The following is a 17,019-nucleotide window of genomic DNA, read 5'->3' on the forward strand; positions in this document are numbered from 1 at the left end:
TCTCTCCCAAGCATCAAAGGTTGAGTTTAGCCCAGCTGCGCGCCTGCTTCCAGTTTGGCTCCGCGCAAGAACTCAGCGCACTCTGCGGGCTTTTTGCCAGCACGTTGCACCGCCAGAAAACGCACCGCCCCATCGCCGCAGGCAATGATGAGTTCACCATCTTCGGCTTTCATCACTGTACCGGCATCGCCTTGCATTTGACTGCATAGCGCAGAGCGAAGCACTTTCACGCGCTCTTGCTTGCCAGAAAGCGGCATTTCGCACCACGCGCCAGGGAACGGGGAGAGGCCGCGAATGTGATTGTGCACTTCCAGCGCGGGGCGGCTGAAATCAATCTTTGTTTCATCCTTACGCAGCTTCTTGGCGTAGGTCACGCCTTCTCTGGCTTGTGTTGTCTCTGCAAGGCCGCCGCGAGACAAAGCCGCTAGCGCGCGCACCATCAGATCACCGCCCAATTGTGACAGCTGGTCATGGAGCTCACCCGCGGTGGTGTTTTCACCAATAATCACGGTCTCTGACATGCATACCGGGCCAGTGTCCAGCCCTGCATCCATCTTCATCACCTGGATGCCGCTTTCGCTGTCCCCTGCCATAATCGCGCGATTGATCGGCGCAGCGCCGCGCCAGCGAGGCAAAAGCGAGGCGTGGCCATTCAGGCAGCCGTAAACAGGAGCCTCTAGGATTTCCGTGGGCAGCAACTGGCCATAGGCGACAACAACAGCCACATCCGCGCCATGCGAGCGGAAAATCTCTTGCTCGTCAGCTCCTTTGAGAGAGTGCGGCGTATAAACCGGAATACCGAGGCTTTCCGCGGCTTCATGCACGGGCGATTTTTTCAGCTCCATACCTCGCCCGGCCTTGCGTGGCGGCTGCGTGTAGCAGGCCACCACATCCCAGCCTTGCCCGACAATTTCCATCAGTGTTGGAACGGAGAAATCAGGTGTACCCATAAAGACAATAGAAAGGGACATAGATGTGGCCTTGCGAAAGAGAAGGGGAGGGGCGGGCGCGATCTATCCGCGCCAACTGCACAGGAAGATAGGCGGCCTTAAGAGCCCGCTTTAACGGATTTTTTCACTTTTTTGGTGATGCGATCACGCTTCAGCCTAGAGAGGTAGTCGATAAACAGCACCCCATCAAGGTGATCCATTTCATGCTGAATGCAGGTAGATAGCAGGCCGTCTGCTTCAATCTCTTGCACAGCCCCATCACGGTCAAGATACTTGACGCGCACTTTTGTTGGGCGCTCCACTTCCTCGTATATCCCGGGAATAGAAAGGCAGCCTTCTTGGTAGATGTTCTTCTCATCACTGGACCATACAATCTCGGGATTGATGAACACCATGGGCTCTTTTTTCTCTTCGCCGTCTTCCAAGCCCTCTTCGCGCTCTGCGACATCAAGTACGAAGATGCGTTTCATGACGCCAACTTGTGAAGCGGCAAGGCCAATGCCCGGCGCGGCATACATCGTCGCGAGCATCTTGTCAGCCAAGGCGCGAATTTCATCAGTGACTTCTGTGATCGGCTCACACTTTTGGCGCAAGCAGGCCTCGGTCATCAAACAGATATCAAAGGTTTCCATAGTTACCATTTTTGTTGTCCGGCTTAGGCAGTCACAGCTGCGGCGGAAATTCTCTTTGCCTTCCTCATAGACAAAGAAGGGGCATTACTTCAATACTAACTAACGCAGGAAACCAAGCAAAAGACCAAAAAACTGCGCTAAGACCCGATCACATCAGCCAGAAGCGTTAAAACCCATGCAACAACAACCCGTCATCGTTATCACAGGGGGCAACCGCGGCATTGGTGCTGCCACCGCCCGTCTTGCTGCCAAAAGTGGTTTCGCTATTGCCATAACTTACCAAGGCGGTGAGCAAGCCGCACAAGAACTGGTCGCGGAGCTGCAACAGCAGGGCCACACCGCAATCGCCCTCAAAACGGATGTTCGAGACCAGGAACAACTACAAGCCTTGTTTGCAAGAGCTTCCCAAATCGGCCCGGTGACTGCGCTGGTAACCTGCGCGGGCATTATGGGTGTAAACAGCGATCTTCACCAAATGGAACCCCAGCGCATTCGCGAGGTGTTAGATATTAATGTCCTTGGCACTATCCTTTCGGCCCGCGCCGCGCTGCCATTTCTATTCAAGAATGGAAAGGGAGCCATTGTCACCGTCAGCTCTGTTGCTGCTAAAAACGGCGCAGCAAACGCAGGCGTTGAGTATGCTGCTAGCAAAGGAGCAGTGGAAGCCTTTACCAACGGGTTGGCGAAAGAAGTCGCGCCCAAAGGCATTCGGGTGAATTGCGTCCGCCCAGGCTTGACCAGAACCGACCTACACGCGCTGACTGGAGATCCGGACCGCATCAATACGCTCGCACCTAGCGTGCCCCTGCGCCGAGTGGCCGAGCCTGAAGAGATTGCCACAGCTATCATGTGGCTGGTCTCGGAAGAGGCGTCCTACTGTGTTGGCACAGTTTTGGAAGCTGGCGGCGGTCGCTAGCCACTATAGTTGTTGCAGACAGGTGCGTCTTTAAGGCCGCTACGAGCGCTGTTGAAAGAAGGCGCCTAGCGTTTTTTGTGGCTAACGATAGCGGCAGAATCGTTCTATCTTTGTTTCATGAACGATGCATCTACTCTTCCTCTGCCTGATCTTGGTGTCTCCCCCGCGCAGCTGCTTTGGCTGCTCGTTGCTGCTCTATTTGCGCTCGCGCTCGGCTGCTTGTGGAGTTTATTTCGCAATAGAGCCTTGCAAAAAGCGCTGGAAGACAGCTGGGGGCAAGAGGATAATCAGGAAGCCCTGTTGCAATCCTTATTGCAATCGCAATCCGAAATTTCTGGCCGCATGCAAACCATGGCAGAAGTCTTCGGCACCCGTCAGGCCGACTTGGTGCGGGTGATGAATGATCGTATCGATGGAATGGGGAGGAACCTGGGCACATCGTTGTTAGAGGGCAGCAAGCACACGCAAGAAAACCTACGCAATCTTGCCGAGCGCCTTGCCGTACTTGATACCACGCGCAAAACCATGGGTGACTTGGCCAGCCAAGTGGGCGACTTACGCGCATTGCTATCCAACAAGCAGGCACGTGGCGCTTATGGTCAACGGCAAATGGAGGCCATTATCGCAGATGCCCTGCCTCCCTCTTCCTACAGCTTCCAAGGCACTCTTTCTAATGGGACGCGGCCAGATACTCTTATCAACATGCCTTCAAATGCGCCTGCATTGGTGGTGGATGCAAAGTTTCCGCTTGAAGCCAGCCAGTTGGTGCAACGTGCAAGCACGCGCGAAGAACAGCGCTTAGCGGATGCAGAGTTCCGCCGCCATATGCTCAAGCACGTCTCCGACATCTCGCAAAAATACTTGTTGCCGGGCGAAACTCAAGACACAGCCTTGATGTTCGTTCCCTCAGAAAGCCTATTTGCATTGCTGCATGAGCGCTTCCCCGAGTTGGTGCAACGGGCGCTGCGCCAAGGCGTGGTAATCGTATCACCCTCGCTGCTGATGCTGGCCATACAGGTGATCCGCTCTGTGCTGCGGGATGCAAACTTACAAGAGCATGCGCATACGATTCAGGTGGAGGTAGTAAAGCTAATCGAGGACGTGGCAAGGCTGGAAGAGCGCGCATCCAAGTTGCAAAACCATTTTTCAGCTGCCCAGAAGGATAGGGCTCAGCTGGAAGTATCTCTTTCCAAAATCTCGTCTCGCGCCAAGAAGATCGCGGCGTTGGACATGGGCGTTCCTGCAAATACCCCTGAAAATCAGGGGGAGGGTGGTGCATTGGCATCATCAAATCTGCTAGAAGAACATGAGAAAGAGCTGCTAGAAAAGAAATAATAGAGGCGCCTTATGTCGATTATCGTTTCCGCCAGCAATGGTCTTGCCGATGCATGGGCTCAGCGCATGCAATCGCGCTTTCCAGATACCGATGCGAACGTGTTTGGTGATGCTAATGTCGATTATGAGGCCTGTAGGTTCCTTCTGGCATGGAAGCCTGATCCCGATGTTTTCACCGCCTGTAAAAATCTAGAGGTTATTTTCTCGCTCGGTGCTGGTGTTGATCATCTGCTTGATGTGGAAGGCCTACCTAATCTGCCTATTGTTCGCATAGTCGATGAGGATCTGACTACCCGCATGACCGAGTGGGTCGTGCTGCAAGTGCTTCTGCATCAGCGCCAGCAACTGCACTATCTAAGAGCGCAAGCGGGCAATCAGTGGCTGCCACGTTCCCATCCCGCGGCAAGGCACCTGCGGGTGGGTATCATGGGGCTAGGCGAGCTTGGTTCTGCTTCCGCAAAAGCGCTTTGCGCTCTCGGATTTCAAGTGCACGGTTGGTCTCGCAGTCGCAAAAGGGGATTGCTTTCGACAGAGTATGTCGGCCCAGATCAACTGCAGCCGTTTCTATCGCAGACGGATGTACTCGTTAATCTATTGCCATTGACCCAGCAAACACGGCACTTGGTCGACACGCAGGTCTTAGGTGCCTTGGCACAAGATGGGGCTCTCGGTGGGCCCATATACATCAATGCTGGCCGAGGTGGGACACAGGTCGAGGCCGACGTTGCTGCCGCGTTGCAAAGCGGGCAACTTGTTGGTGCCAGCATTGACGTGTTTGAACAGGAACCACTCCCGCAAACCAGTCCGCTTTGGTCCGCTCCCAACCTGATAATGACACCGCATACAGCGGCTGAAAGCAATCCAGAAGCCCTGAGTGACTACATCGCAAATCAAATCTCCGCTTACAGGCAAGGTCTGCCCCTTAAGAATTTGGTTGATTCTCAAGCTTCCTACTAGTTTTTACCAAGCTTTTTTGGGAGAAACGCGGTACAACTCTAGGAATAGAAGGATTTAACTAAAAATTTATGGGGTGAAAAATTGTTAAGCAAGCTGGTCTTCTGGAGTTTCCCATTGCTGGCGCTCTCCGCAGCTTTTTTTGATTTATTCACCATGCGCATTCCAAACAAGCTTGTGTTGGCTATGGTCGCTTGCTTTATACCCGCGGCTTTGTTGGCGGGCCTGCCGCTTGATGATCTCGCGCTTCGCGTCGGTTTCGCGCTGGGTGTTTTATTGCTTGGGTTCGTTCTGTTCTATTTTGGGGTGATGGGTGGCGGAGATGCAAAGTTTGCCGCTGCCATTGCGCTTTGGCTAGGGACAACGGTCGACGTTGTTACCTTCTTGATTTTAATGGCGTTTTATGGTGGAGGCTTGACGTTGGTCATCCTTGGGTTTCGCAAAGTGCCTTATCTCCCTGCGCCACTTCGTTACGAGTGGTTGCTACGTCTGCATGATAAAAAAACAGGTGTGCCCTATGGTATAACAATTGCCATTGCTGCCGTTATAGTATTCCAAAAAAGTGATTGGGTTATGCCCTTTCTTCTTCTTTAAAACCCTAAAAATGCAAGAATCAAAAGTGTGTTATGTGCAAACTAAGCTTGCGCAACCAGTGAGTTCACTAAAAACAATCAAATATTATTATGCAAAATTAACCATGCCTTGACTTTTTGAGGGTTAGTTTAGCTTAAGAATTTGTACCTTTTCGTATTGAGGTCAGTTATGCGCAACGCGCGGATGCTCGTTTTAGTTGGTGCTTTGGTGGCAGGTGTGCTTGCTGCTGTACTTATTGTGAGTACACCAGAGCCTGAGCCACAGGTCATAGTTAAAGAAGGTCCTAAACAGGAAATCGAGGAGGTTCTGATCGCGGCAGTTGATTTGAACCTGGGAAAACCGCTTGGGCCTGATGACATGGAATGGCAGGAGTGGCCAAAACAGTTTGTTGGTCCATCCCTTATTGTAAAATCTCAAAGTCCTGAAGCAATGGAAGATCTTGAGGGTAGTCTGGTCCGCTTCACCATGTTCGCTGGTGATCCTATCCGCGAGCAGCGCTTGGTAAGCTCAGACGGTGGCTATCTCTCTGCTCTGCTTCCAAAGGGGAAACGCGCGCTTGGTGTGTCGGTTAAACCGATCACGACAGCAGGCGGGTTTATTCTTCCAGGTGATAAAGTGGACGTGCTTTTAACTCACAATTCTGAGGAAACGGACGAACTGCTAACTGAGATTATTCTCGAGAATATCCGTGTGCTTGCAATCGATACAACAACACAAGGGCAGCAGGAAAGCGGATCGGTTATTCCAAATCGAACGGCTACACTTGAGTTGAAGCCGGAAGAGACAGAAGTAATCGCACTAGCACAAGAGCGTGGGACCATAACTCTCGCCCTGCGTAGTGTAGCCGATTCCGCAGATAACGCGCCGCGGCTTTCTCTCAAACGCGAGAAAAAGACGACGAACACGATAACCTTCATTCGTTATGGCCGCACCGCGCAATCGGCCACAACTTCAGCTGGAAACTAGCAGGTGGAGACGAAAATGATAAACTACCGGTTTCTCACCTTGAAGTCGCTCATTGCAGCTGTTGCTTTGATGGTCGTTGGCACGAGTGTTGTTGCGCCAGTTGCAGCTAAGACGCCGCAAACAATTCATGTTTCGACTAAAGGAGATGTCGCAACACAGGATCTGCGGGTGCCACTTGGCACTTCAGTTATTCTTGAGATTGACAAGGATGTGAAAGACATTCTTATCGGTCGACCAGAGGTTGTTGATGCTGTTGTGCGTACCAAAAACAGGATATTCCTGTTCGGTAACAATATGGGGCATACCAATCTCGTTCTCTTCGGCGATGGGGGAAAGCAACTGGCGTCTTTTAACGTTAATGTTGTCGTGGACACCACCGACCTTGAAGCGCTTATTAAGCGGCTGTTGCCAAACTCTGCGATCGATGTGGAAACATACCGCAAAAATATCATTCTTTCAGGAACGGCGCTTAATGCAGATGAGGCACAGCGTGCCCGAGACATCGCCTTGAAGTTTGTTGAAGACCCAAACCAGCTTCTTGATAGCGTTCAAATCGCTGAAAAGCAGCAAGTGCAACTGCGGGTGACTGTCGCGGAAGTAAACCGCGATATCATCAAGCAACTTGGAGTAAAGTTTGGAGGCACATTGACGGCCGGTGGCAGTACATTTGGTTTCAACAGTCGGCCCGGCTTCAATGTGAATTCGAACATTGCCAATGCCACAAACGGTCTTGCGAACATGGTGATGGGCAACGCCACATTGCGCACAGAAGTAAATGCGCTTCAGCGAGATGGTGTGGTCAAAATGCTTGCTGAACCTAACCTTGTAGCCGTGTCTGGTGAGACAGCGAGCTTCCTTGCGGGCGGCGAATTCCCAATGGTGGTAGGTTGGGACGATGGCAAAGCGTCCTATGACTTCAAGCAGTTTGGTGTCGTGCTGGACTTTGTGCCCGTTGTTCTATCGGGCGGTCGCATCAATATGCGCATTAAAACAGAGGTTAGTGAGTTAACGCAGGATGGCGCATTGTCAAATGGTATCATCACTATTCAAGGACTAAAAGTTCGCAGGGCGGAATCAACGGTGGAGCTTCCCTCAGGTGGTACGCTGGTAATGGCTGGATTGCTGAAAGAGGATTACTCTCAAGGCATGGAAAGCACGCCGGGGCTTAGCGATATTCCAATTCTTGGGCAGCTCTTTAAAAGTAGGGACTTTAGGTCGAAACTCACTGAGCTGGTGATTTTTGTAACCCCTTATATCGTTCGCCCGGTTGCTCAGGCTGACCTTTCAAAGCCTACCGACAACCTCATGATCCCATCCGACTCAGCAAGCATCTTCATGGATCATCTCAATCGCGTTTATTCCAAACAGAACAAGCCGGTTAAGGGCAGCTACCATGGTGAAGTCGGCTATATCTACGAATAGAGGTTTGGGCAAATGAAAATGAGCAATAGCATTTCGCGGAGTATGGTTTGCCTGATCGTTTTGTTGGGCCTTGCAGCGTGCAACAACACGTCTTCCAAAAGCTTTGTGACCACAGCTGACTTTAACCCAAAAGAGAAGCATCCAATCGTAATCGCCGAGGCCGCCGAGAATTTCGACATTCCACTGTCCAGTTCCCTCCGCACAATCGATAAGCGATTGGGTATGGCGATTATGGCATTTGGCCAACAGGCAGTGAGTGAAGGTAATGGATTTGTAGAAGTGTTAACACCTGCAGGAGCGGCGAACCACTCCGCCGTTCGGGCTGTCACACCGCAAATCAAGGCAGCACTGAAATCAGGCGGAGTGCAGTCCGGGCGGATCGTAACTCGGACCTATCCGGTAACTGATCCTGCTGCCTCCGCGCCGATTCGTCTTGCTTTTGCTAAAGTGAAGGCAACAGTTCACGAGTGCGGGCAGTGGCCAGAAAACATCCGGTCAAACACCCAAAATACAAACTTCGAAAATTTTGGATGTTCCACACAAGCCAACCTAGCGGCAATGGTAGATAATCCGGCGGATTTGCTTCGCCCGCGCGCGATGACACCGTCCGACGCTACGCGGCGTAATGTTGTTATGGGCCGTCACCGTGCTGGTGAAGCTACAAACTCGGCGTACAGCCTAAAAGACTCCAGCACTGGCGCTGGATTGTAATGAGCTAAGGGCAAAACATGTCGCAAGCACTCGAAAACATGAGCTCCGAGCTCTTACAGCAAGAAATAGCTCCAGGCGCAGGGGTGGATCTGCAAACGGTTTCGCTGCCACGAATCTCCATTCAGGCATTCTGCGAGACCAAAGAGCAAGCAGACATTCTTGAAGCTGCCGCGCGAGATCGCCGTATGAGCCGGACGCATACCAATGTGTATGGCGGTGGGATCCTCGCGGCGGTAGAGTACTACGCAACAGCTGCGACACCCAATCTTCTGGTTGTCGAGACTTTGGAAACCGGGACAACGCTTTTTGAGCAGCTTGGGCAGCTGGCAGAAGTTTGCGATCCGGGTACTCGAGTGATGGTCATTGGCTCCATCAATGATGTCGATTTGTATCGTGCATTGATCGACGAAGGTGTCAGTGAATACCTCGTAGGTCCATTATCAATTCAGAAATTGATCACGACATTCGCACGTTTTTTTGCAAGTCCGGATGCTGAGCCGATAGGCCGCACCATCGCAGTTTTAGGGGCGAAAGGCGGAAGCGGTGCCTCAACTGTTGCCCATAATCTGTCTTGGGCCATTTCTCGGTCTCTTGAAAATGATGTTGCGATTGTCGATCTGGATTTGCCGTTTGGAACAGCCGGTTTGGATTTCAACCAAGATCCCCTGCAAACTGTTTGGGATGCAATCAATACCGATGAAGAGTTGGAAAAAACTTACGTTGATCGTTTGCTGGCGAAATGCTCTGATCGGGTTCGGCTGTTAGCAGCGCCTGCAATACTTGATAAAGCCTATGACTATCACGCTGATCAATTTTTGCCCCTGGTTGAAGTCATGAAGGAATCTTCACCAGTTGTTGTGCTGGATATACCACACGCCTGGAACGAATGGACACGCCGTACTATAGCAGCAGCTGACGAGGTGGTTATTGTTGCAGAGCCGGACTTGGCAAACCTGCGCAATGCAAAGAACTTGACAGATGCGTTGGCCGAGCTTCGCCCTAATGACCAAAAGCCTCTTCTGGTTTTGAACAAGGTTGGCGTTGCCAAGCGTCCGGAGATCAAGTCTGAAGAGTTTAGCGGCGCACTTGAAACACCAGTCGCGGCACAGTTTGCATTCGACGCCCATCTATTCGGCTCCGCATCAACCAATGGGCAAATGGTTGCAGATGTTGAACCCAAGGGCGGTGCAACGCGGACATTTGAAGAGCTGGCGATGTACGCTATGGGGCGCACCACTGCAAAACTCGAGAAGAAGTCCGGGATTGGCGCGCTGCTTGGCAAATTGAAGAAAAAGTAATTGAGCTTGGGGGATTAAGCGATGTTTGGTAGACGAGGAAGTGGTGCGGCAGCGGCCGCAAAACCGCCAACTTCGGCAGCGTCAGCTCGCCCTGCGCCGCCCGCGGCAGCAGCAGCTCCCCCGCCACCGCCGCCAAGTCCTGCCGCATCTGCTCAAGTGGTAGCGGCAGTGCCAAAGCCACAGGTGCAAGAGAAGGCACCTGCCAAAGCGCAGGGGCGCAGAAGTGAGGAGTATTACGCGACCAAGGCGCAAATCTTTAATGCGCTTGTTGAATCTATCGATCTTTCTCAGCTTTCGAAGCTAGAACGAGATGACGCGCGCGATGAAATCCGCGATGTTGTGAATGATATCATAGCATTAAAAAACATCGCCATGTCGATTTCGGCTCAAGAAGAACTGCTTGAGGACATTTGTAACGATGTTCTTGGCTATGGGCCATTGGAACCGCTGCTTGCGCGAGATGACATCGCCGATATCATGGTCAATGGTGCCGATACAGTTTATATCGAAACCAGCGGTAAGGTTGAGGAAACCGGAGTCCACTTCCGCGACAACAAACAGTTGATGAACATTTGTCAGCGTATCGTGTCGCAAGTGGGTCGCCGTGTTGATGAATCCAGTCCGATCTGTGATGCGCGTCTGCCTGATGGTTCGCGTGTCAATGTGATCGCCCCGCCATTGTCGCTGGATGGTCCCGCACTTACAATTCGTAAGTTTAAAAAGGACAAGCTGACTCTTCAGCAGCTGGTCAATTTCAAGTCAATCTCCCCTGAAGGTGCCGAGATTCTAGAGATTATTGGCCGCGTTCGTTGTAACACTGTCATTTCAGGCGGTACTGGTTCCGGTAAGACCACGCTGTTGAACTGCTTGACCCGATACATCGATACGGATGAGCGTATCATTACCTGCGAAGACAGTGCGGAATTGCAATTGCAGCAGCCTCACGTGGTACGCTTGGAGACAAGACCGCCTAACCTTGAAGGGGAAGGCGAGATCACCATGCGTGATCTGGTTAAAAACTGTCTGCGTATGCGCCCTGAACGAATTATCGTGGGTGAGGTACGTGGCCCTGAGGTGTTCGACCTTTTACAGGCTATGAACACTGGTCACGATGGCTCAATGGGTACAATCCACTCCAACTCACCGCGCGAGTGCTTGAAGCGTATGGAAGCGATGATCGCAATGGGCGGGTTCTCTTTGCCAGCACGAACCGTGCGCGAAATTATTGTCGGCTCAGTGGACGTTATCGTGCAGGCCGCTCGTCTGCGTGATGGCTCTCGCCGGATTACCCACATCACAGAGGTCGTGGGCATGGAAGGGGATGTGATCACCACGCAGGATCTGTTTGTCTACGACATCATCGGCGAAGATGCGCAGGGCAAGATTATCGGTAAACACCGCGCCAACGGTATTGGCCGGCCGGCCTTCTGGGATCGCGCTCGTTACTATGGTGAGGAAGAGCGTCTAGCAAAAGCATTGGACGCCGCTGAGCTGGGAGGGGCTTAAGCTATGGAGTTTAGCCGCGAAACACTCCTGATGGTTCTCGTAGGTTTTTGTGTAGCAGGTGTGATCTATGCGCTCCTTATTCCGCTTTTGAGCAGCGGCGCGCGAAAATCTCAACGTATGAAACTCGCCGTAAAACGCGAAGAACATGCGGAAGAAATTACGCAACGCGCCTCGCAAAACACCCGAAAAAAGAACATTCAAGACCAATTGCGCAATATGGAGGAGAAGCAAAAGCAGAAGAACAATAAACCTTCTTTTGCTGATTGGATTGCGCAAGCGGGTCTTACTTGGAGCAGGCAGTATTTCCTTTTCGTTTCTATCGGGCTGTCTGTTGTGGGGTTTGCCGTTGGCATGGTCCTTGGTGCAGGGCTTTGGCTCAGTATTGGCCTAGCATTTGTTGGCTTCTTGGGTATGCCCCGTTGGGTCGTTGGCTATTTGCGTAAGAAGCGGTTTAACAAATTTCTTGAGGAGTTTCCCGGCGCGGTAGAAATTATCGTACGTGGCGTAAAGTCCGGTCTGCCGTTGAATGATTGTATTTCGATAATTGTACGCGAGGCAAATGAACCGGTTAAAACGGAGTTTCGTAAGATTATTGAGACACAGCAAATGGGTGTTTCGCTATCAGAAGCAATTCAATCGCTTCCAAAGCGTGTCCCGTTAGCAGAGGCCAATTTTTTTGCGATTGTTATTTCTATCCAATCGGAATCGGGTGGTTCATTATCCGAGGCGCTGGGTAACTTGTCCAAGGTGCTGCGCGATCGTAAGGCAATGAAGGGCAAGGTACAGGCTGTGAGTCAGGAGGCAAAATCTTCGGCGGCGATTATTGGTTCCCTGCCAATTCTCGTGGCGACCGCAGTTTATTTCTTGTCTCCAGACTACATTATGCTTTTGTTTACCGAAACGACTGGCAATATTATTCTCGGCATCTGCGCATTCTGGATGTCGCTAGGGATTTTGATTATGCGCAGCATGATCAACTTTGAGATTTAAGAGGTAGGCAATGACACTTGCAGATATTGCCAGCCAACAAGGCCTGATCGCTATTTTAACAGTCCTTGCGGTCACAGGGACGATCTATACGCTTGCCATGCCGTTACTTGATCGCGACGACCTGAAAAATCGCATGAAGGCGGTAGCAACAGAGCGCGAGCAAATTCGTCAGCGTGAGCGTGCGCGCCTAGCTGCAGAAAAAGAACAAACCCGCGTCTCTTTGCAGAATAAACCCAAAGACGGTCTTCGAGACTTCGTCGAAAAATATAATCTTCGCAACTTGTTGGCTGATGAAACGACAGCGAATAAGCTGCGTCAGGCTGGGTATAGAGGGCAAGGCCCACTATACACTTACTTGTTTATGCGTTTGGTTATGCCTTTGGTTCTAGCTGCTGTTGCGGCGCTGTACTTGTTTTTCGTGTTAGCGGGAACCTTTCCGGCAACTCAAAATTGGTTGATTGTCTTCGGTATCACGATTCTTGGTTTTTTCTCGCCGAATATCTTTATCTCAAATAAAATTACCAACAGGCAAATTGGTTTGAGACGAGCGTGGCCTGACGCAATGGACTTGATGCTCATTTGTGTCGAGTCTGGGATTTCGATTGAGGGAGCATTTAAAAAGGTCGCCGAAGAAATTGGCGTACAATCACCCGCTCTTGCAGAAGAGTTAAGCCTCACCAATGCGGAATTGTCTTTTTTGGATGACCGAACAACGGCCTATATGAATTTTGCGACAAGAACAGGTCTATCCCAGATTAAGGACACCGTGACTGCGCTCATCCAGTCAGAGCGTTACGGTACACCTGTAGGGCAGGCGCTTCGCGTTCTTGCGGACGAAGGACGCCTACAACGCATGCAGGAGGCGGAAAAAAAAGCCGCAGCACTGCCGCCAAAGCTCACTGTGCCGATGATTGTCTTTTTCCTACCCGTGCTACTTGCTGTTATTCTCGGTCCGGCAATGATGCAGGTCGCTGAAAATATGTAGCAAGACTGATCTATTCTACTGAGCTTCTCAGCCTTGCCCCAACATACTTTGCAAGTAGGCAATGTTACGTTCGGCTTGAGCAGGGTCCAACTCAGCACGAGCCAGCGCAATGGCATCATCGTAGCGCCCTTGTAGTCCCATAGCCAACGCGAGATTTTGGCGGATTCGTGTGTTGCCAATACCATCTTCTATGGCCTTACGCAGCACGCTTTCCGCCTTTTTAACATCGCCAGACAATAGGTAGGAGAGGCCAAGGTTATTCAGGACTGTTGGCTCGTTAGGCGATATTTTAAGTGCTTGCTGATAACTGGCGCGCGCCGCATCGCCATGCCCTAACTGATCGAGTACAGCCCCTTTTGCAGAAAGTAGCTTCCAGTCAGGGTTGCCGGGGTCAAGTGCCGCATCTATTGCCGCCATGGCTTCGTTAAGCTTGCCATTTTCCGCCAACACCTTGCCATAGGCAGCGGCGATCATAGAGTTTTTTTGATCTGAGATTACCGCGCGACGTAAAATAGTCTCAGCTTGCGCGCCTTGACCGTTGACGCGTAGCGCTGCTGAGTAGTTAAGCACAGTCGTCGCCTGTTTCGGGTCTTTGCGGTATGCCTCACCCCAAAAAGCAAGTGTGGAGTTAAGTTCTTCTGATCCTGCGCGCATGTTCGTGGTGATCTTCGCGGCAGTACGTTCAGAAGAGTTGGCGGGCGATTGATTTGACGTTGAAGCACAGGAGGCTAAAACAAGTGCACCACCAATTAGCATCGCACCTAGTTTAAGCTTGTAGACTGGGCGCATGATATGTGCGCAATTGTGCCACATGTCAGACATTGCCGTGCTCCTATTGTAAAAACTTACTAAGCAATAACTTGTTAACCCTAACAGAGTGTTAACCCCAAAGCCTGTGTGAGGTGCCGCTTAAGCAGTGTGGCCCGTGCTTTGACGGAATAAACACAGTGTCCTCTTGCATTCGCTGTGATGAAGCATAAAACAACCTGAAGCTAACGAATGCGCATCGGCAACGCGCGCCCCGCGAAAGGAGTTTCTTGTGCAAGTTTCACTCGTCGAATTAACGCAGAGTCTACCTATACTACCCGTTTTCGTTGAAGAGGAGGAAACCCTTTCAGCACGCCTAGAAGCTCTGCAGGCGGAAGATTGGGTAGAGATGCAATGCAAGTCGGCAGCTGAGTTAAACGAACTGCTAATCCCGACTCAGTCGGGCCCGGTTGTTGTTGTTCGTCGAGCTGCCGGTGAAACGGATATGCAAGTCGGCGCCCGGTTAGCCGGTCTTACATTAACAAAAGCGTTGGCCCTTCAAGGCAATACAGAGCAAGAACCTGCTGTTGCGCTCGGTTTTGCTCTGGCAAGCTATCGCTATGACCGCTTTACCAAACAGCCAGCTAAAAGTCAGCTTGCCGTCGCGCCAGAAACCCTCACAGCCCTTGAACCTGTCTTGGCAGGTTCGTTTCTTGCAAGAGATCTAATCAATACACCGGCAAATGAGCTCGGTCCCAAAGAGCTTGCCGAGGCAGCATGTGCATTGTTTCAGGAAAATGGCGGGCAGGTTAAAACTTACCACGGCGAAGAGCTGGAGCGCGAGTTTCCACTTGTGCATGCCGTCGGAAATGGTAGTGACCGCAAACCAATAATGGTTGATGCCCATTGGGGCGACACAAGCCACAAAACGCTAACTCTCGTTGGTAAGGGCGTGGTGTTTGATAGTGGTGGGTTGGATATAAAACCAGCTGCTGGCATGGTGCTAATGAAAAAGGACATGGGCGGCGCGGCGAATGTGCTGGGCCTTGCGGCGATGATTATGCTTGCCAAATTGCCCATACGCCTCCGTGTTGTAATTCCGGCTGTTGAGAATGCGGTTTCCGGTTCCGCTTTCCGCCCCTCTGATATTTATGTAGCAAGAAACGGCGTGAGCGTGGAAATCGGCAATACGGATGCCGAGGGCCGATTGGTGTTAGCCGATGCGCTTGCATTGGCAGATGAGGACGCACCGGATTTGTTGCTTGATATGGCAACTTTAACAGGTGCCGCCCGTGTCGCTTTGGGCCCAGACTTGCCGCCATTCTATACTGATGATGAAGAGTTGGCAGAGAGCATAGCGCTCGCTTCTGAGGCTAGTGAAGATCCGCTGTGGCGCATGCCGTTGTGGGCACCTTACAAATCCTACATTAAATCTAAAGTGGCAGACATCGCTAATGTGAACACGAGTGGAGCCGGTTTCGCTGGGTCAATTACCGCAGCGCTGTTCCTGCAAAACTTCGTCAAAAATTCTAAAAGCTGGGCGCACTTTGATCTGTTTGGTTGGACCCCCATCCAGAAATCTTTCAAGCCTCAAGGCGGGGAGGCGCAAGCCATACGCGCTCTTTTCGATATGCTTAAAACCATCTACAAGTAAACGACTGGCGGCCTCACTAGGAATAAGTGAGGCCGCATGAAAAAACCGCCCGTTTTACAAGGGATACGGAAAACAAATATGCCTCTAGAAATGCGAGGCGCACAGGCCTTGCACCTTTGGCACCAAGTGTCATTGGCCTTGGTTCGTAATCAATCGCAAGACCTTAGTGCCCGACAGCTAACAATACTGTTAAGTGTTTATCTCACGCCGCCGCCTCATACGGTTAAAGGCCTTGCGGAGACGATGAATGTGGCAAAACCCGCCATCACGCGCGCTTTGGACGCTTTAAGCGCGCAAAAGCTAATTGCTCGCAGGCGCGATGCCGCGGACAAACGTAATGTACTAATAAAACGTACGGTCCAAGGCGCAACCTATCTGGAAAACCTCTCTGAACTGGTGCTAGAAAAGGCGAGGGAACTTCCTCGCTAAGCAACACAGTTTTCAAAAGGGCCAAGGCATGCAGGCAGATCGGCGTACAACACTCGCATCAGCAAATGTGTTAGTTGACCAGTTTGGTTCCGCATGTTTACCGATTGCTCCAGCACAGTTGAGACAAATCGCCGAGGAGCTCGTCGACCTCAAGCCAACACCAGAACACCAAACTGGTATCGATACGCAGCTTCTTTTTGGGGAGAAGGTCGAAGTTTATGCCGAACTAGACAGTGGATGGAGTTATATCCGCGCCATTAAAGACGGCTATGTCGGCTGGTTGCGCTCTGAGGCGCTGGATGTGCTACATACCGCTACCCATAAGTTAAGTGCACTGCGTAGCTTCTGCTATGACGGACCTGACCTTAAAAACAAACTCTTACGCACATTGCATACTGGCAGCCCTCTCACCATTACCGGCTATCAAGAAACCCGAGGTACGCGTTATGCACGTCTCATTGACGGTAGTTTTGTGATTGCTGATCACATTGTCGAACTAGATTATTTTGAGGTCGATTGGGTCGCAGTGGCCGAGCGGTTTGTGAATACTCCGTATCGTTGGGGGGGGCGCTCTTCATCCGGTGTTGATTGCTCTGGACTGGTTCAGCTCGCGGCAGCGTCTGGTGGGCATGCGTTGCTTCGCGACGCAGACATGCAGGAGCAAACAGCAGGAAGATTGCTCGCGACAGAGATCAATAACACTGCCATTAGCCGGGGCGACCTTGTGTTTTGGCGAGGTCATGTGGCCATCATCATAGATGCGAACACCTTGCTGCATGCCAATGGCCACACCATGACAGTAGCTTACGAGCCGCTTGATGCGGCGATCAAACGAATTGGCGCTCACGAATTCGGCGAGGTGACATCGATTCGTCGCTTAGCTCCATAGAACCCTGTGATAAGCACAATGCATGGCTACCGTTCTAGTAA

17 protein-coding genes are annotated in these 17,019 nt (G+C 51.5%); 14 read left to right on the top strand and 3 right to left on the bottom strand.

Features of this window, described 5'->3' with window-relative positions; all coding sequences use genetic code 11:
* Positions 1-26: 26 nt before the first annotated feature.
* Positions 27-971 (bottom strand): methionyl-tRNA formyltransferase, encoded by a 945-nt coding sequence (gene fmt / locus AYK82_RS04460; RefSeq protein WP_068311769.1) that lies wholly within the window; start codon positions 969-971, stop codon positions 27-29.
* Positions 972-1,048: 77 nt separating this feature from the next.
* Complete coding sequence (gene def / locus AYK82_RS04465; RefSeq protein WP_068311772.1) at positions 1,049-1,582, bottom strand: peptide deformylase; 534 nt, start codon at positions 1,580-1,582, stop codon at positions 1,049-1,051.
* A gap of 175 nt (positions 1,583-1,757) precedes the next feature.
* On the opposite strand from def, the gene AYK82_RS04470 reads away from it, so the two are divergent.
* From AYK82_RS04470 to AYK82_RS04520, 11 genes are all read left to right on the top strand, one after another.
* Entirely contained in the window at positions 1,758-2,498 is a 741-nt protein-coding gene (locus AYK82_RS04470) for an SDR family NAD(P)-dependent oxidoreductase (RefSeq protein WP_068311782.1), read from the top strand.
* A 117-nt stretch (positions 2,499-2,615) separates the two neighbouring features.
* Positions 2,616-3,833 carry a DNA recombination protein RmuC gene (locus tag AYK82_RS04475; RefSeq protein ID WP_068311785.1) on the top strand — a complete coding sequence of 406 codons (1,218 nt, stop codon included), beginning with the start codon at positions 2,616-2,618 and terminating at the stop codon, positions 3,831-3,833.
* Between the two features lie 12 nt (positions 3,834-3,845).
* Positions 3,846-4,790 carry a 2-hydroxyacid dehydrogenase gene (locus AYK82_RS04480; protein WP_068311788.1) on the top strand — a complete coding sequence of 315 codons (945 nt, stop codon included), beginning with the start codon at positions 3,846-3,848 and terminating at the stop codon, positions 4,788-4,790.
* An 81-nt stretch (positions 4,791-4,871) separates the two neighbouring features.
* Positions 4,872-5,381 (top strand): A24 family peptidase, encoded by a 510-nt coding sequence (locus AYK82_RS04485; protein ID WP_068311791.1) that lies wholly within the window; start codon positions 4,872-4,874, stop codon positions 5,379-5,381.
* Between the two features lie 168 nt (positions 5,382-5,549).
* Complete coding sequence (cpaB, locus tag AYK82_RS04490; RefSeq protein ID WP_068311794.1) at positions 5,550-6,347, top strand: Flp pilus assembly protein CpaB; 798 nt, start codon at positions 5,550-5,552, stop codon at positions 6,345-6,347.
* A 15-nt stretch (positions 6,348-6,362) separates the two neighbouring features.
* Positions 6,363-7,769: a type II and III secretion system protein family protein gene (locus AYK82_RS04495; protein WP_208976377.1), complete on the top strand. Its 1,407-nt coding sequence runs from the start codon at positions 6,363-6,365 to the stop codon at positions 7,767-7,769.
* A gap of 18 nt (positions 7,770-7,787) precedes the next feature.
* Positions 7,788-8,480, top strand: coding sequence for a CpaD family pilus assembly protein (locus tag AYK82_RS04500; RefSeq protein ID WP_208976378.1), 693 nt, complete (start codon positions 7,788-7,790; stop codon positions 8,478-8,480).
* Positions 8,481-8,497: 17 nt separating this feature from the next.
* On the top strand, positions 8,498-9,778 hold the full coding sequence (locus tag AYK82_RS04505) for a CpaE/TadZ family protein (RefSeq protein WP_082733729.1): 1,281 nt from the start codon (positions 8,498-8,500) through the stop codon (positions 9,776-9,778).
* Positions 9,779-9,799: 21 nt separating this feature from the next.
* Complete coding sequence (locus AYK82_RS04510; RefSeq protein ID WP_068311797.1) at positions 9,800-11,284, top strand: TadA family conjugal transfer-associated ATPase; 1,485 nt, start codon at positions 9,800-9,802, stop codon at positions 11,282-11,284.
* Between the two features lie 3 nt (positions 11,285-11,287).
* Positions 11,288-12,274 (top strand): type II secretion system F family protein, encoded by a 987-nt coding sequence (locus tag AYK82_RS04515; RefSeq protein ID WP_068311799.1) that lies wholly within the window; start codon positions 11,288-11,290, stop codon positions 12,272-12,274.
* Between the two features lie 10 nt (positions 12,275-12,284).
* The gene (locus tag AYK82_RS04520) at positions 12,285-13,259 is read left to right on the top strand and encodes a type II secretion system F family protein (protein ID WP_068311801.1); all 975 of its coding nucleotides are present in this window, start codon (positions 12,285-12,287) and stop codon (positions 13,257-13,259) included.
* A gap of 27 nt (positions 13,260-13,286) precedes the next feature.
* On the opposite strand, the gene AYK82_RS04525 is transcribed toward AYK82_RS04520, so the two are convergent.
* Positions 13,287-14,081 (bottom strand): tetratricopeptide repeat protein, encoded by a 795-nt coding sequence (locus tag AYK82_RS04525; RefSeq protein ID WP_208976379.1) that lies wholly within the window; start codon positions 14,079-14,081, stop codon positions 13,287-13,289.
* 217 nt (positions 14,082-14,298) lie between these two features.
* Here AYK82_RS04525 and AYK82_RS04530 point away from each other — a divergent pair, with 217 nt between their 5' ends.
* From AYK82_RS04530 to AYK82_RS04540, 3 genes are all read left to right on the top strand, one after another.
* Positions 14,299-15,660, top strand: coding sequence for a leucyl aminopeptidase family protein (locus tag AYK82_RS04530; protein ID WP_068311803.1), 1,362 nt, complete (start codon positions 14,299-14,301; stop codon positions 15,658-15,660).
* 78 nt (positions 15,661-15,738) lie between these two features.
* The gene (locus AYK82_RS04535; protein ID WP_068311805.1) at positions 15,739-16,089 is read left to right on the top strand and encodes a MarR family transcriptional regulator; all 351 of its coding nucleotides are present in this window, start codon (positions 15,739-15,741) and stop codon (positions 16,087-16,089) included.
* Between the two features lie 28 nt (positions 16,090-16,117).
* Positions 16,118-16,978, top strand: coding sequence for a C40 family peptidase (locus AYK82_RS04540; protein WP_068311807.1), 861 nt, complete (start codon positions 16,118-16,120; stop codon positions 16,976-16,978).
* Positions 16,979-17,019: the final 41 nt, after the last annotated feature.

Origin of the sequence: Polycladidibacter hongkongensis, from assembly GCF_001561995.1 — a bacterium.
GTDB lineage: Bacteria > Pseudomonadota > Alphaproteobacteria > Rhizobiales > Stappiaceae > Pseudovibrio > Pseudovibrio hongkongensis.

What these genes read in the sequence shown, in the direction of transcription:
- fmt (WP_068311769.1), bottom strand. Translation starts at nt 971, where the DNA reads ATGTCCCTTTCTATTGTCTTTATGGGTACACCTGATTTCTCCGTTCCA.
- def (WP_068311772.1), bottom strand. Translation starts at nt 1,582, where the DNA reads ATGGAAACCTTTGATATCTGTTTGATGACCGAGGCCTGCTTGCGCCAA.
- AYK82_RS04470 (WP_068311782.1), top strand. Translation starts at nt 1,758, where the DNA reads ATGCAACAACAACCCGTCATCGTTATCACAGGGGGCAACCGCGGCATT.
- AYK82_RS04475 (WP_068311785.1), top strand. Translation starts at nt 2,616, where the DNA reads ATGAACGATGCATCTACTCTTCCTCTGCCTGATCTTGGTGTCTCCCCC.
- AYK82_RS04480 (WP_068311788.1), top strand. Translation starts at nt 3,846, where the DNA reads ATGTCGATTATCGTTTCCGCCAGCAATGGTCTTGCCGATGCATGGGCT.
- cpaB (WP_068311794.1), top strand. Translation starts at nt 5,550, where the DNA reads ATGCGCAACGCGCGGATGCTCGTTTTAGTTGGTGCTTTGGTGGCAGGT.
- AYK82_RS04495 (WP_208976377.1), top strand. Translation starts at nt 6,363, where the DNA reads ATGATAAACTACCGGTTTCTCACCTTGAAGTCGCTCATTGCAGCTGTT.
- AYK82_RS04500 (WP_208976378.1), top strand. Translation starts at nt 7,788, where the DNA reads ATGAGCAATAGCATTTCGCGGAGTATGGTTTGCCTGATCGTTTTGTTG.
- AYK82_RS04505 (WP_082733729.1), top strand. Translation starts at nt 8,498, where the DNA reads ATGTCGCAAGCACTCGAAAACATGAGCTCCGAGCTCTTACAGCAAGAA.
- AYK82_RS04510 (WP_068311797.1), top strand. Translation starts at nt 9,800, where the DNA reads ATGTTTGGTAGACGAGGAAGTGGTGCGGCAGCGGCCGCAAAACCGCCA.
- AYK82_RS04515 (WP_068311799.1), top strand. Translation starts at nt 11,288, where the DNA reads ATGGAGTTTAGCCGCGAAACACTCCTGATGGTTCTCGTAGGTTTTTGT.
- AYK82_RS04520 (WP_068311801.1), top strand. Translation starts at nt 12,285, where the DNA reads ATGACACTTGCAGATATTGCCAGCCAACAAGGCCTGATCGCTATTTTA.
- AYK82_RS04525 (WP_208976379.1), bottom strand. Translation starts at nt 14,081, where the DNA reads ATGTCTGACATGTGGCACAATTGCGCACATATCATGCGCCCAGTCTAC.
- AYK82_RS04535 (WP_068311805.1), top strand. Translation starts at nt 15,739, where the DNA reads ATGCCTCTAGAAATGCGAGGCGCACAGGCCTTGCACCTTTGGCACCAA.
- AYK82_RS04540 (WP_068311807.1), top strand. Translation starts at nt 16,118, where the DNA reads ATGCAGGCAGATCGGCGTACAACACTCGCATCAGCAAATGTGTTAGTT.